The organism is Rhodanobacter sp. FW101-FHT13A11, assembly GCF_058790335.1.
This window is the reverse complement of record NZ_JBYTCN010000007.1, coordinates 9,966-23,684: the sequence shown is the minus strand read 5'-3', so window position 1 is coordinate 23,684 and position 13,719 is coordinate 9,966. Positions and strand designations below refer to the sequence as shown.

Here is a 13,719-nt window from a genome sequence, read left to right as displayed (position 1 = left end):
AGGCTCGCGCCCTTATGCCAGCGCCGTTCGACGACTCCACGCCACGCCACGTCCTCACCCCCAGCTCGCTCAACCGGCTGGTGCGCGACCTGCTGGGCGACGCGCTGCCGCTGGTGTGGATCGAGGGCGAGCTGTCGAACGTGGCCAAGCCGGCGTCCGGGCACCTGTACTTCACCCTGAAGGACAGCGGCGCCCAGGTGCGCTGCGCGATGTTCAAGCCGAAGGTTGCCGCGCTGCGCTTCCGCCCGGTCGACGGCATGCAGGTGCTGCTGCGCGCCAGGGTCGGCCTGTACGAACCGCGCGGCGAGTTCCAGCTGGTGGCCGAATCCATGGAGCCGGCCGGCGAAGGCGCGCTACAGCGCGAGTTCGAGCAGCTCAAGGCCAGGCTCGACGCCGAAGGCCTGTTCGACGCCGCGCGCAAGCACCCGCTGCCCCGCTACGCGCGGCGCATCGGCGTGATCACTTCGGCCACCGGCGCGGCGATCCGCGACGTGCTGAGCGTGCTGGCGCGGCGCTGGCCGCTGGCCGAGGTAGAGGTGCTGCCGGTGCCGGTACAAGGCCGCGAGGCGCCGCCGGCGATCGTGGCGATGCTGCGCAAGGCATCAAACAGCGCGCGCCACGACGTGCTGCTGCTCACCCGCGGCGGCGGCTCGCTGGAAGACCTGTGGGCGTTCAACGACGAGACGGTGGCGCGGGCGATCCATGCCTGCGCGGTGCCGGTGGTGAGCGCGGTGGGCCACGAGATCGACTTCAGCATCGCCGACTTCGTCGCCGACCTGCGCGCGCCTACGCCGTCCGCCGCCGCCGAACTGCTGGTACCCGACGCAGTGGCCGTCGGCCGCCATCTGCGCCAGTTGCAGCAACGTCTCGCCACGCTGGAACAGCGCCGCCTGCAATCGCTCACCCAGCGCGTCGACCACCTGGTCGCGCGCCTGCAGGCGCAACGCCCGCAGGCGCGGCTGGCGCGCGACCGCGAGCGGCTGCTCCATCTCCACCGACGCCTGCTCGGCGTGCTGCGCGAACAGCAGCACGGCCGCCGCTCGCGCCTCGAACGCATCCAGGCCCGCCTGCTCGCCCAGCACCCGCGACAGCGCCTGCCGCTGCTGCGCCAACGTCTCGCTCAACTCGCCCAGCGCCTGCGCCAGTCCATCGAGCGCCGCCTGGAACGCGACCGCCTCACCCTGCAGCAATCCGCCCGCGCCCTGCACGCCGTCAGCCCGCTCGCCACGCTGGAACGCGGCTACGCGATCCTGTTCGATGGCGAGGGCAAGGCGTTGCGCTCCGTGCAGGGCGTCGAGCCCGGGGCTGCGCTGCGCGCGCGGCTGGTGGATGGGGAGTTGGCGTTGCGGGCGGAGGAGTTCGAGATCTCGAAACCAGGCGGATAAGCGAACCCGGCCACGCCCCGCTTGACATTGTGCAATGATTGCACAATGCTGCGCCCATGCCCACGATCCACCGCATCGGCGGCGCCACCATCCGGGTCAACGTGCCCGACCACCGCCCCGCGCATGTGCATGTGGTGCTGGCTGATCGACGCGACGCACTGGTAATGCTGGATACGCTGGCCGTCGTCAGCCGCACGGTGCAGGCGCGTGAAATTGCCGACGCCTTGGCATGGATTGCCGCTCACCGCGACGCCTGCCGCCAACTGTTCGAGGAGTGCAACCCGTGATCCACGACCCGCAGCACACCATCACCGCCGCCAAGCCGCTGGCGGACATGCAGCTCGCACTGACCTTCGCCGACGGTTTCGAGGCTACGGTGAGCCTGAAGGACTGGAGTCGCCGCCAGCCGCTGCACGCGCTGGCCGAGCCGGCCGTATTCCGTCGCGCCAAGGTGGACGCGCGCGGCGGCTATGTCGTGTTCGTGCCGGACAACCTGGAATTGGCCGCCGACAACCTGCGCAACCTGGCCGTGGAGCAGTCCGGCGGCATCGGCTTCGAGCGGCTGTGGAACTGGATGGCGCGCAACGAACTCACGCAGGAGCGCGCCGCGACGTCCATCGGCATTTCGCGACGCATGTTGAATTACTACCTCTCCGGCGCCAAGCCGATTCCGTTGACGGTATGGCTGGCTTGTGTGGGGTGGGAGGCGCAGCACAAGCAGGCGGCGTGAGCTTCACTAGTAAGTGAACCCGACCCCGTTTTGACGGCGGCTCGCTGGAAGACCTGTGGGCGTTCAACGACGAAGCGGTGGCGCGGGCGATCCATGCCAGCGCGGTGCCGGTGGTGAGCGCGGTGGGCCACGAGATCGACTTCAGCATCGCCGACTTCGTCGCCGACCTGCGCGCACCCACGCCCTCGGCCGCCGCCGAGTTGCTGGTGCACGACGCGGTGGCGGTCAGCCACTACCTGCGGCAACTGCAGCAACGCCTGGCCGCCTTGCTGCAGCGCCAGCTGCAGACGCAGTCGCAACTCGTCGACCACCTGCTGGCGCGGCTGCAGGCGCAACGGCCGCAGGCACGCCTGCTGCGCGATCACGAACGGCTGCAGAACCTGCAGCGTCGCATCATGGCCGTGCTGCGCGAGCAGAGCCAATTGCGCCACGCCCGCCTGGAACGCCTGCACGCACGCCTGCTGACGCAGCACCCGCGCGCGCGGATGCCGCTGATGGCGCGCCGGCTGGCCGAACAGGACCAGCGCCTGCGCCGCGCGATCGCCCATGTCCTCGAACGCCGGCAAACTGCCTTGCAGCACGCCGGTCATGCCCTGCATGCGATGAGTCCGTTGGCCACACTGGAACGCGGCTACGCGATCCTGTTCGGCGCCGACGGCCAGGTGCTGCGCTCGGCGCAGGACGTCGCCGTCGGCACCTCCCTGCGCGCCCGCCTCGCCGATGGCGAATTGCCGCTGCGGGCCACCGGCGACGACTGAGCACCTGTTCAAAAACGGCTCACACGCACTGAACACGGCGCGCCTTTATGCTGGGGCAATCTGCTCCGGAACGAAGGCCATGCTCAGTAAAACCTACCCCTATTACCTCGCCAACCAGCCGCAGACCTCGAAGCTCATGCTGGACGTGCGCGACAAGTACAGCGGCAAGCTCGCCACGCGGGTGGCGGTGCCGGATGCGAAGGCCACCGAGAAGGCGATCGCCGCTGCGGTGAAAGCGGCGAAGCCGATGCGCGAGTACAAGCCATGGGCGCGCCAGGCGGTGCTGCAGCATTGCGCGCAGCGCTTCGCCGAGCGTCGCGACGAGCTGGCCGAGGCGCTGTGCATCGAGGCGGGCAAGCCGATCAAGGATGCGGCTGGCGAGGTGACGCGATTGATCGAGACGTTCCGCATCGCCGCCGAGGAGGCGGTGCGCATCAACGGCGAGACGATCAATCTGGAACTGGCCAGCCGCCTGGACGGCTACCACGGCTACACGAAGCGCGTGCCGCTGGGGCCGGTGTCGTTCATCACGCCGTTCAACTTCCCGCTGAACCTGGTGGCGCACAAGGTGGCGCCGGCCATCGCGGCGGGCTGCCCGTTCGTGCTGAAGCCGTCGGAGAAGACGCCGATCGGCGCGCTGATCATCGGCGAGGTGCTGGCCGAGACCGACCTGCCGAAGGGTGCGTTCTCGATCCTCACCCTGGATGGCGCACATGCCGCGCCGCTGGTGGAGGACGAGCGCTTCAAGCTGCTCTCGTTCACCGGCGGCCAGATCGGCTGGCAGCTGAAGGCACGCGCCGGCCGCAAGAAGGTGACGCTGGAACTGGGCGGCAACGCGGCCTGCATCGTCGACGCCGACCAGGGGCCGAAACTGGACAAGGTGGTGGCGCGGCTGATCTTCGGCGCGTTCTACCAGTCCGGCCAGAGCTGCATCGGCGTGCAGCGCATCTATGCCCATGCCGACGTGTACGGCGCGCTGAAGCGCAGGCTGGTTGCCGCCACGAGGAAGCTGAAGTCGGGCGACCCGAAGGACAAGAGCGTGTTCCTCGGCCCGATGATCGACGAGGCCGCCGCCGAGCGCCTGCATGGCTGGATCCTGGAGGCGAAGAAGGCCGGCGGGAAAATCCTCTGCGGCGGCAGGCGCAGCGGCAACATGCTCGAGGCCACCCTGATGGAGAACGTGCCGGCGGATGCCAAGGCCAACCGGCTGGAAGCGTTCGGCCCGTTCGCCCTGCTCGCCCCGTTCCGGAAGTTCGACGAGGCGATCGCCATGGTCAACGACTCCGACTACGGCCTGCAGGCGGGCATCTTCACCGACAGCCTCGACCATGCGATGCGTGCGTGGAACGAACTGGAACAGGGCGGCGTGGTGGTCAACGACATCCCCAGCTTCCGCGTGGACAACATGCCCTACGGCGGCGTGAAGCTGTCCGGCCTGGGCCGCGAGGGCGTGCGCTACGCGATCGAGGACATGAGCGAGATCCGCCTGATGGTGATGCGCTCCTACAATGCACCGGGTTTCGTGGCCGTGACGTTCCAGCCCATCGCGTCGTACACGCGGTAGCGCGCGACGCCGAGGTATTCGTGCAGGGCCAGGTCGGCCATGGCGAAGTTGTACGACGACGGCGTCCATGACGCGGCGCTGCTGACGTAGTCGGCGCGCACCGGCACGGCATGGATGCCGAAGTGCGCGAAGTACAGCATGCCGCGGCGCAGGTGGTAGCCGGACGACACCAGCAGCACGCGGTCGGCGCCGTAGGCCTGCAGCAGCGGCCCGCTGAACTGCGCGTTCTGCCAGGTATTCATGCTGCTCGACTCCAGCAGCAGGTCGGCGGGATCGACGCCCAGCCGCTGCAGGTTCGCGGCGTAGACCGCCGCCTCCGGCCGGCCCAGCCCGCGCGCGTCGCCGCCGCTCACTTCCAGCCTGCATTCGCGCCCGGCAACCTGGCGGCATTCGCGGTACAGCGCGGCCGCCTTGTCGATGCGCCCGTAGGCGAACAGGCTCGCCTCGACCCGGCCGCCCGGCGCCACCCGTACCGTGCTCGCGCCGAGCAGCACGATCGCGTTGCGCCGGCCCCACGCGACCGGCGCGTCCGCCGCGTAGTCGGCCTGCAGGTGCGTCAGCAGCCAGCCCGGCAACGGTCCGCAGCCCACCGCCAGCAGCAGCACCGCGGCCAGCGCCAGCAGCGCGCGGCTGCAACGCCGCCAGCGCAGCCGCGCCAGCAGGACCGCCAGCAGGATCAGCACGAGCAGCAGGTTCAGCGTCATCGGCACGGCCAGCGGAAATCGACGAAGGACCCCGATTATGCCGGCATGCCGACCGACCGGTGGGCGGCCGGGTCGAATCTGGTTAGGCTGGGCGGGCCATCGCCGGGAGATCAGGCCGTGACCACCCTCGTCTTCGTGCACGGTTGGAGCGTCACCTCCACCGCTACCTACGGCCAGTTGCCGCAACAGCTGCAGCAGCAGGCCGCCGCGGCCGGCCTCGCGCTCACCCTGGCCGACATCTGGCTGTCCGAGTACGTGAGTTTCGACGACGCGGTGACCATGCCCGACCTGGTGCGCGCGTTCGACCACGCGCTGCGCGACCTGCACCTGCTCGACGCCAGCTTCGCCTGCGTCACCCACTCCACCGGCGGCCCGGTGGTGCGCGAGTGGCTGCGTGCGCAGCGCGACATGCCGGGCACGCACAGCACGATCCGGCTCAGCCACCTGGTGATGCTGGCGCCGGCGAACTTCGGCTCCGCGCTGGCGCAGCTCGGCAAGAGCACGCTGGGCCGGCTCAAGGCGTGGTTCGCCGGCGTGGACCCGGGCCAGCGCATCCTCGACTGGCTGGAACTGGGCAGCGCGGCATCGCTGTCGCTCAACCTCGACCACATCCACGGCGACGACCCGGCCCGACGCGGCCAGTACCTGTTCGTGCTCACCGGCGACCGGCCCGACCGCCAGCTGTACGACCACCTCAACAGCTACACCGGCGAGGACGGCTCCGACGGCGTGGTGCGCATCGCCGCGGCCAACCTCAACGCCCGGCATGCGGTGCTGTCACCGCCGTCCGGCGGCAGCGACACGCTGGCGCTGAACCTCAGCCGCAGCCCGCGCTGCGCGTTCAAGCTGATCCCTGGCGCAGCGCATTCCGGCGACGCGCTGGGCATCATGGCCAGCGCCGCGCCGGCCACGATGCAGGCGATCCTGCGCTGCCTGCAGGTGCGCAGCGCGGACGACTACGGGGCGCTCTGCGACGCGTTCGAGCGCGAGAACGGCGCGCGCGACGCCGACAAGGTGGAGCTGGAGCCCGCCGGCCTGTTCGCGCCACGCGTGCACATCCACGATCCGCGCAGCCTGCTGATCGTGCGGCTCGGCGACGAGGCCGGCGAGCCGCTGACCGGCGCCGGCTTCCTGCTCACCGCCGGCGCGCCGGCCAGCCCGGACCTGCTGCCGGAAGGCTTCATGCTCGACCGCCAGGCGAACTCGAAGCAGCGCACCACCATTTCGCTGTTCCTCGACCACAGCCTGCTCGCCGGCGACGACCGCGTGGCCGACCCGCGCAACAGCCGCAAGACGCTCCGCCCCGCCGTGGCCGGCCACCGGCCATACGGCGCCAGCGTGCAACCGCTCGACCTCGGCGGCCTGGTGCACCACGCGCTGGCACAGAGCGCCGCCGGCGACGACCTGTTCGCCATCCTCGGCCCGCACCAGACCACCGTGCTCGACGTGGTGCTGCCGCGCAAGATCCACGAGGGCGTATTCCGGCTGACCCGGAACCTCGCGCCGGAGGACTTCAGCGATCCGCTAGCAGGCCCGGTGATCGGCTAGCGCCTCGCCGGGAGGGCAACGCGGGCTGACCGGCTCCGCCAGCCAGCTGCGTGGAGGCACGCAGATCGGCGATACTGCGTACCCGCGGTTCCGCGTCGGCTTTCGGCGGCTCCGGGACCAACGCCGATTCACTTCGTGACATACGCCGAGCCAGCCCTGGCATGCATAAGAATCCGATCTTCTTCGACCCCACCGGCCGACGTGCCATCCATGTCTCGCGGGTGGTGCTGCTCGCCGGCGTGCTCAGCACGCTGCTCGCGGCAGCCTGTGCAATCAGCCTGTTCGTCTGGCCGAGCATGGTGGGTCTGCATATCGGCGAACACAACCGCACCCGGCATGCGCTGGCCAACGTGAAGGCGGCCGATCCGGAGCTGCTGAAGCCGGCGGCGAAACTGGCCGCGGAAGTGCGCGCCCGGCAGAAGCTGCTGCACCCGCCGCGCACGCACGCCGGCAAGGCCGCCTCCGCGCATGCGCCGCCGCCGTCGCTGGACAAGCCGGCCGGCCGGCCGCTGGCGATCGGCTTCTACGTCAACTGGGACGACAGCAGCTACGCCTCGCTGAAGCGCACGCTGCCCACGCTGGACTGGGTGATCCCGACCTGGATGAGCGTCAGCGGCCCCGACATGGCGCTGCACACCAGCGTCGACGCCAAGGCGCTGAACCTGATCCGCTCGAAGAAGCCGTCCACGCCGATCCTGCCGTTGCTGCAGAACGCGGCGAACACGCAGTGGGACGGCCCCGGCCTCGCCCGCATGCTGGCCGACCCCGCGTTGCGCCAGGCGCGCATCACGCAGATCGTCTCGTTCCTCGCCGCCAACCGCTTCCAGGGCGTGACGGTCGACTTCGAGGAAGTGCCCACCGAGGCCCAGCCGGATTTCAAGGCGTTCCTGTCCGAGCTCAGCGACGCGTTCGGCCCGCATGGCTGGGGCATCGTGTTGTCGGTGCCGTTCGACGAAGCCGGCTGGGACTACACCGGCTATGCCGGCATCGTCGATTTCGAGTTGCTGATGGCCTACGACCAGCACTGGGCCGGCAAGGACGCCGGCAGCATCGCCGGTGTCGACTGGTTCGAGCAGACGCTGGACAAGCGCATGAAGGAGCTCGACCCCGACCACACCATCATCGCGATCGGCAACTACGGCTACGACTGGTCGCACGGAAAGAACGCCGAAACGCTGACCTTCCAGGATGCGATGGATCGCGCCTCCGATGCGCAGGCCGACATCACGTTCGACCCGGACACGCTGAACCCGCACTTCTCCTACAGCGAGGACGACGGCAGCGCGCACCAGGTCTGGTTCCTCGACGGCGTCACCGCCTTCAACCAGATCCATACCGCCGACGACTACAAGCCCTACGGCTACGCGCTGTGGCGACTGGGCTCGGAGGACCCGTCGGTGTGGTCGGTGCTGGGCCGCCCCTACGGAGCCGCGGCGCCGCCGGAACTGCGCACGATCGGCCAGGGCGAGGACATCGACATCGAGGGCCAGGGCGAGGTGCTGGAAATCGTCTCGGAGCCTTCCCCGGGCGCACGCACCCTCGACCTGGACAAGGACGACGGCAGCGTCAACGACGAGAGCTACACCGCCCTGCCCAGTTCCTACGTGATCCAGCGCGCCGGCACCCTGCCGCACAAGATCGCGCTGACCTTCGACGACGGCCCCGACCCGGAGTGGACGCCGCAGATCCTCGACATCCTCAAGGCGAAACAGGTGCCGGCGACGTTCTTCATCGTCGGCGCGAACGCCGAGATGTCGCCGCGGCTGGTGCAGCGCGAGGTCGCCGAAGGCCACGACGTCGGCAACCACACCTTCACCCACCCCAACCTCGGCGACAGCCCCTCCGGCATCGTGTCGCTGGAACTCAACGCGACCCAGCGCCTGTTCGAGGCGCTCACCGGCCGCTCGATGCGGCTGTTCCGCGCGCCCTACTTCGGTGACGCCGAACCGACCACGGCCGACGAACTGGTGCCGATCGGAATCGCGCAGAAGATGGGCTACATCTCGGTCGGCCTGCACGTGGACTCGGCGGACTGGCAACGACCCGGCGCGGACAAGATCGTCGACAACGTGCTGACCCAGATCGCCGCCAGCAACCCGGAGCGCACCGGCCAGGTGGTGCTGCTGCACGACGCCGGCGGCGAACGCTCGCAGACGATAGCGGCGCTGCCGCGCATCATCGACGGCCTGCGCGCGAAGGGCTACGAATTCGTCACCGTCTCCGAACTGGCCGGGCTCACCCGCGAGCAGACCATGCCGCCGCTGCCGCCCGGCTCGCTGTCGCGCTGGGCCGACCGCTCGGTCTTCCTCGCGCTGGGCTGGCTCGGTCACCTGATCCGCTGGCTGCTGACCGTCGCCATCACGCTGGGCGTGGCCCGGCTGCTGCTGCTCGGCGGGCTCGCCCTGTTCAACCGGACGCAGGAGCGCCGGCGCGCAAAGCCGGCCCTGCCGGACGACCCGCCGCTGGTCTCGGTGCTGATTCCCGCCTACAACGAAGAGAAGGTGATCGTCAGCTCGATCCGCCGGATCCTCAAGAGCCGCTACGCCAACCTCGAGGTGATCGTGGTCGACGACGGCTCCACCGACGCCACCTCGGCGGTGGTGCGCGAGCACTACGCCGGCGAGCCGCGCGTGCGGCTGATCAGCATCCCCAACGGCGGCAAGGCGAACGCGGTCAACACCGCCCTGCGCGAGTCGAACGGCACGGTGGTGGTGGCGCTGGACGCCGACACCCAGTTCGAGCCGCACACCATCTCCCACCTGGTGCGCTGGTTCGCCGATCCGAAGATCGGCGCCGTCGCCGGCAACGCCAAGGTCGGCAACCGGATCAACCTGATCACGCTGTGGCAGGCGCTGGAATACATCACCGCGCAGAACCTGGAGCGCCGCGCGCTGGCCGCGCTGGGCGCGATCACCGTGGTGCCGGGCGCCGTCGGCGCCTGGCGGCGCGAGGCGCTGGAACGACTCGGCGGCTTCCCCGCCGACACGCTGGCGGAAGACCAGGACCTCACCATCGCCGTGCAGAAGGCCGGCTACCACACCCTGTTCGACGCCGAGGCAATCGCCTGGACCGAAGCGCCCGACACCTTCCGCGGCCTCGCCCGGCAGCGCTTCCGCTGGGCCTACGGCACCTTGCAGTGCCTGTGGAAGCACCGCAACGCCACCTTCAACCCGCGCTACGGCGCGCTGGGCACGGTGGCGCTGCCGCAGGTATGGCTGTTCCAGATCTTCTTCTCGGTGGTGTCGCCGCTGGTCGACCTGGTGCTGGTATGGCAGATCGTCAACACCGGCATGGACTACCTGCAGCATCGCGGCCAGTTCGACGACACCAACCTGCTGCGCATGCTGGTCTTCTACGCGGCCTTCATGGCGGTCGACCTCGGTGCCTCGGCGCTCGCCTTCGCGATGGAGAAGAAGGAACGCTGGAGCCTGCTGTGGTGGCTGGTGCTGCAGCGCTTCGGCTATCGCCAGCTGATGTACTACGTGGTGGTGCGCTCGGTCTGGACGGCCATCCGCGGCCCGTCGGTAGGCTGGGGCAAGCAGGAGCGCAAGGCGACGGTGAACGCCAGCGAGGAATTGAAATCGTGAGCGGCGCCAGTGACTCCTAGTTCGCCAGCGGCTCGGCCAGCGCGGGCCGTTGCAAGCTCAACGCGGTACCTGCCGCCGCCACGATGATCGCCCCGATGGCCAGCCACTGCAGCAGGCTGAGCCGCTCGCCCAGCAAGGCCACGCCGGCCACCGCCGCGATGGCCGGCTCCAGGCTCAGCAGGGTGCTGAACGTACGCGCCGGCAGCCGGGTCAGCGCGACCATCTCCAGCGAATACGGCAGCGCCGAGCTGAGCACCGCCACGCCCAGCGCGTACGGCAACAGCACCGGCGTCAGCAGCGCGCTGCCGGCATGCGCGACACCGAACGGGATCGCCAGCAACGCGCCGATCGAGGTGCCCATCGTCACCGCATCGGCGCCGTGGGCCGCCCCCGCCTGCTTCCCCAGCACGATGTACAGCGCCCAGCCCACGCCGGCGCCCAGCGCGTACATCACGCCCACCGGATCGAGCGTCTGCACCTGCCCGCGCAGCGGCAGCAGCAGGGCCAGCCCGGCCACCACCAGCGCGATCCAGACGAAGTCGAGCCACCGGCGCGAACCGAGCAGCGCCAGCGCCAGCGGCCCGGTGAATTCCAGCGCCACCGCGATGCCCAGCGGGATCGTGCGCAGCGACAGGTAGAACACCAGGTTCATCGCCCCCATCGAGAGGCCATAGCCCCACAGCGCGCGCCAGTCGCGCCGGCCAGCGCCCTGACCAGGGCCGGACCGGCGCCACGGCCGGCGCCACAGCAGCAGGATCAGCGCGCTGAGCCCCAGCCGGTATGCGGTGGCGCCCTGCGCGCCGACCTGCGGGAACAGGTGCTTGGCCAGCGACGCGCCGCACTGGTACGAAACCATGCTGACCAGCAGCATGCCGACCGCAAGCGCGAGGGGAGCAACGGTGGAACGTGATGACATGAGTGCAGCCATGGCGGAAGACCCCGGCCATGATGCTCGAAGACCCCGGTGAAACCCACCCCGCGGGCCGCCTCGCCGTCGCCATTGCCGACCATGTCTGGCAGCAATGCGCGGCACGGCTCGCGGGTGATGCGCGGAAGCCGGGATTGCCGCCGCCCATGCAGTCCCCGCACGTTGCATCGACCAGCCGAATCCGCAGCTCAAGGGAGCATTCCAGAAAACGGACGGGCACCCTCCCGCTCGAACGCCTCTCCGCGAAAATCTTCGACCACGTCGTGGCGGTTTTGAGCACCCGGTCAAAAACCGATGTACCGGCGGTCCCATGCTTGTCATCTCGCACTGGGATAAATGGCGGGTCGAGACGAGGGCCGGGGGGCCCTGCTCGACCCACTCAACCGGGGACACTAATCAATGAACTGGAAAACCAGGATCGCTGGCGGCTTGCTGCTCGCCTGCGCAGTCGTTGCCGTTCCGGCATTCGCCGGCAGTTTGCCCGACCACGAGGAATTCGACGCCACGCTGCAGGTGCCGTTCCGCAGCACCGGCGCGCGTCCCGTGACGATGCACTTCGCCTATCCAGGGGCGACGCCGGGAACACAGGTGGCGTGGGAGGTCGCCCTGCTCGGCCACGATGGCAGCGAGCTGCTTACGTGGCAGGGGCACAGCGCGCTCGGCACCGGCAGCACGCAGGCCCAGGTGCTCTGGGACGGGCTGGGCCACAACGGCCAGGCCGTACCCAGCGGCTATGTCACGGTGCGGCTGCGCGCCGTGGCGCTGGATGGCGCCACGGTCGCGCGCATCGGCAGCGGCCTGCCCGGCCAAGCACTGGCGCTGGCGCGACAGCGGGCACCGGAGCTGGTCGAGGAGCAACGCTACGACGTGCTGGTAGGCACCGTCGCCGCTCCCGTCATGCCGCACTTCCAGGCCCTGCGCCACCACACCGGCAGCGCCACCACCCTGTCGCCGATGTCGGCGACGAGCGCCGGCAGCCTGCCGTACACCATCTACTTCGGCAACCTGCACAGCCAGACCAACCACAGCGACGGCGGCGGCGTGCTCTCCAGCTGCGTCGGCGCGCAGAACCCGCAAAGCGGCGCCTATGGCCCGTCGGATGCCTACCAGTACGCCCTGAACGACGGCCTGGACATCCTGATGACGTCCGAGCACAACCACATGTACGACGGTTCGACCGGCACCAACACCTCGGCCAGCCCGACCACGGCGCACAACCTCTACCAGTCCGGCCTGCAGGCGGCCAGCGCGTTCAACGCCGTACATGCGAATTTCCTGGCGATCTACGGCCTGGAGTGGGGCGTCATCAGCAACGGCGGCCACCTCAACATCTTCAACACGCCCAGCCTGCTGGAGTGGGAATACAACAGCTCCAACCAGCTGATCGGCGACGTGTTCACCGCCAAGAGCGACTATGGCTCGCTGTACACGCTGATGAAGGCGAACGGCTGGGTGGGGCAGTTCAACCATCCCGCCAGCACCGGCCAGTTCAACATCGGCGGAACGGACCTCGCCTACACCGCCGACGGCGACACCGTGATGGCGCTGGCCGAGGTGCTCAACAGCTCGGCGTTCTCCACCAACACCACCGAGACCGAAACCAGCCGTACCAGCTACGAGGCGGCGTTCAACATCCTGCTCGCGCGCGGCTACCACGTGGCGCCGAGCTCCGACCAGGACAACCACTGCGCCAACTGGGGAGCCAGCTACACCAACCGCACCGGCGTGCTGATTCCCAGCGGCACGGCGCTCAGCCTCGCCAGCTTCCTCGACGCGGTGCGCGCGCGCCGCGTATACGCCACCGAGGACAAGACCGGCCAGATCGTGCTGACGGCGAACGGCCATGTGATGGGCGAGCGCTTCGGCAACAGCGGTCCACTGACGCTTGCCGTCAACTACGCCAGCAGCGCCGGCCACACCGCACAGCGCGTGCAGGTTTTCGAAGGCGTGCCCGGCAGCAACGGCGCGGTGACCACCACCTCGAGCACCGCCACCACCACCATCACGCCGACCAACGGCGACCACTTCTACTACGCCAAGATCACCCAGGAGGACGGCAAGCAGTTGTGGTCCGCGCCGGTGTGGGTCACCCAGGGCGCGGGCGGCGGCGATACCACGCCCCCGACGGTGAGCGTGTCGGAGAGCGGCACTTCAGGCACCATCACGCTGTCGGCCAGCGCCAGCGACAACGTGGGCGTGACCAAGGTGGAGTTCTACGTGGACAACGCGCTGGTGGCCACCGACACCGCCGCGCCGTACACGGCCACGCTGGATTCCACCACGCTGAGCAACGGCACGCACAGCCTGGTGGCCAAGGCCTACGACGCGGCCGGCAACGTCGGCACCAGCAGCACGGTCAGCTTCAGCGTGTCCAACAGTACCGGTGTCGACACCACCCCGCCGACGGTGAGCGCGTCGGAGAGCGGCACTTCGGGCGCCATCACGCTGTCGGCCAGCGCCAGCGACAACGTGGGCGTGACCAAGGTGGAGTTCTACGTGGACAACGCGCTGGTGG

At 69.5% G+C, this 13,719-nt stretch carries 9 protein-coding genes and 1 pseudogene; 8 read left to right on the top strand and 2 right to left on the bottom strand.

Annotation, left to right across the window (positions count from 1 at the left end):
* Positions 1-14: 14 nt before the first annotated feature.
* The 5 genes and pseudogenes from xseA (at position 15) to AC3WRN_RS09365 (ending at position 4,437) form a co-directional block, all read left to right on the top strand.
* Positions 15-1,385, top strand: a complete 1,371-nt coding sequence (gene xseA / locus AC3WRN_RS09385) for an exodeoxyribonuclease VII large subunit (RefSeq protein WP_492622769.1) — start codon at positions 15-17, stop codon at positions 1,383-1,385.
* Between the two features lie 56 nt (positions 1,386-1,441).
* Positions 1,442-1,672, top strand: coding sequence for a DUF4160 domain-containing protein (locus tag AC3WRN_RS09380; protein ID WP_492622768.1), 231 nt, complete (start codon positions 1,442-1,444; stop codon positions 1,670-1,672).
* A complete protein-coding gene (locus tag AC3WRN_RS09375) occupies positions 1,669-2,115 on the top strand; it encodes a DUF2442 domain-containing protein (protein WP_492622767.1) in 447 nt (148 codons plus the stop codon). Before AC3WRN_RS09380 ends, AC3WRN_RS09375 begins: the two co-directional genes overlap by 4 nt.
* A gap of 35 nt (positions 2,116-2,150) precedes the next feature.
* Positions 2,151-2,873 (top strand): annotated as a pseudogene (locus AC3WRN_RS09370) (exodeoxyribonuclease VII large subunit); the annotation flags it as partial.
* Positions 2,874-2,952: 79 nt separating this feature from the next.
* On the top strand, positions 2,953-4,437 hold the full coding sequence (locus AC3WRN_RS09365) for an aldehyde dehydrogenase family protein (RefSeq protein WP_492622766.1): 1,485 nt from the start codon (positions 2,953-2,955) through the stop codon (positions 4,435-4,437).
* Here AC3WRN_RS09365 and AC3WRN_RS09360 read toward each other — a convergent pair.
* Complete coding sequence (locus AC3WRN_RS09360) at positions 4,377-5,141, bottom strand: YdcF family protein (protein WP_492622765.1); 765 nt, start codon at positions 5,139-5,141, stop codon at positions 4,377-4,379. The two genes, AC3WRN_RS09365 and AC3WRN_RS09360, sit on opposite strands and share 61 nt — an antisense overlap.
* A 117-nt stretch (positions 5,142-5,258) precedes the next feature.
* Between AC3WRN_RS09360 and AC3WRN_RS09355 the strand changes: the two genes are divergently transcribed.
* Both AC3WRN_RS09355 and AC3WRN_RS09350 read left to right on the top strand, forming a co-directional pair.
* Positions 5,259-6,689: a phospholipase gene (locus tag AC3WRN_RS09355; protein WP_068096468.1), complete on the top strand. Its 1,431-nt coding sequence runs from the start codon at positions 5,259-5,261 to the stop codon at positions 6,687-6,689.
* A 161-nt stretch (positions 6,690-6,850) separates the two neighbouring features.
* Positions 6,851-10,276, top strand: coding sequence for a trifunctional glycoside hydrolase family 18/polysaccharide deacetylase/glycosyltransferase family 2 protein (locus AC3WRN_RS09350; RefSeq protein WP_492622764.1), 3,426 nt, complete (start codon positions 6,851-6,853; stop codon positions 10,274-10,276).
* Between the two features lie 16 nt (positions 10,277-10,292).
* Here the strand turns inward: AC3WRN_RS09350 and AC3WRN_RS09345 are convergent, their stop codons facing one another.
* Positions 10,293-11,192, bottom strand: a complete 900-nt coding sequence (locus AC3WRN_RS09345; protein WP_492622763.1) for an EamA family transporter — start codon at positions 11,190-11,192, stop codon at positions 10,293-10,295.
* 411 nt (positions 11,193-11,603) lie between these two features.
* Here AC3WRN_RS09345 and AC3WRN_RS09340 point away from each other — a divergent pair.
* The coding region (locus AC3WRN_RS09340; protein WP_492622762.1) for a CehA/McbA family metallohydrolase at positions 11,604-13,719 on the top strand (2,116 nt) is incomplete at its 3' end.

Excerpts from the sequence above, each read along its gene's own strand:
- xseA (WP_492622769.1), top strand. The coding sequence starts at position 15 with ATGCCAGCGCCGTTCGACGACTCCACGCCACGCCACGTCCTCACCCCC.
- AC3WRN_RS09380 (WP_492622768.1), top strand. The coding sequence starts at position 1,442 with ATGCCCACGATCCACCGCATCGGCGGCGCCACCATCCGGGTCAACGTG.
- AC3WRN_RS09365 (WP_492622766.1), top strand. The coding sequence starts at position 2,953 with ATGCTCAGTAAAACCTACCCCTATTACCTCGCCAACCAGCCGCAGACC.
- AC3WRN_RS09360 (WP_492622765.1), bottom strand. The coding sequence starts at position 5,141 with ATGACGCTGAACCTGCTGCTCGTGCTGATCCTGCTGGCGGTCCTGCTG.
- AC3WRN_RS09350 (WP_492622764.1), top strand. The coding sequence starts at position 6,851 with ATGCATAAGAATCCGATCTTCTTCGACCCCACCGGCCGACGTGCCATC.
- AC3WRN_RS09345 (WP_492622763.1), bottom strand. The coding sequence starts at position 11,192 with ATGTCATCACGTTCCACCGTTGCTCCCCTCGCGCTTGCGGTCGGCATG.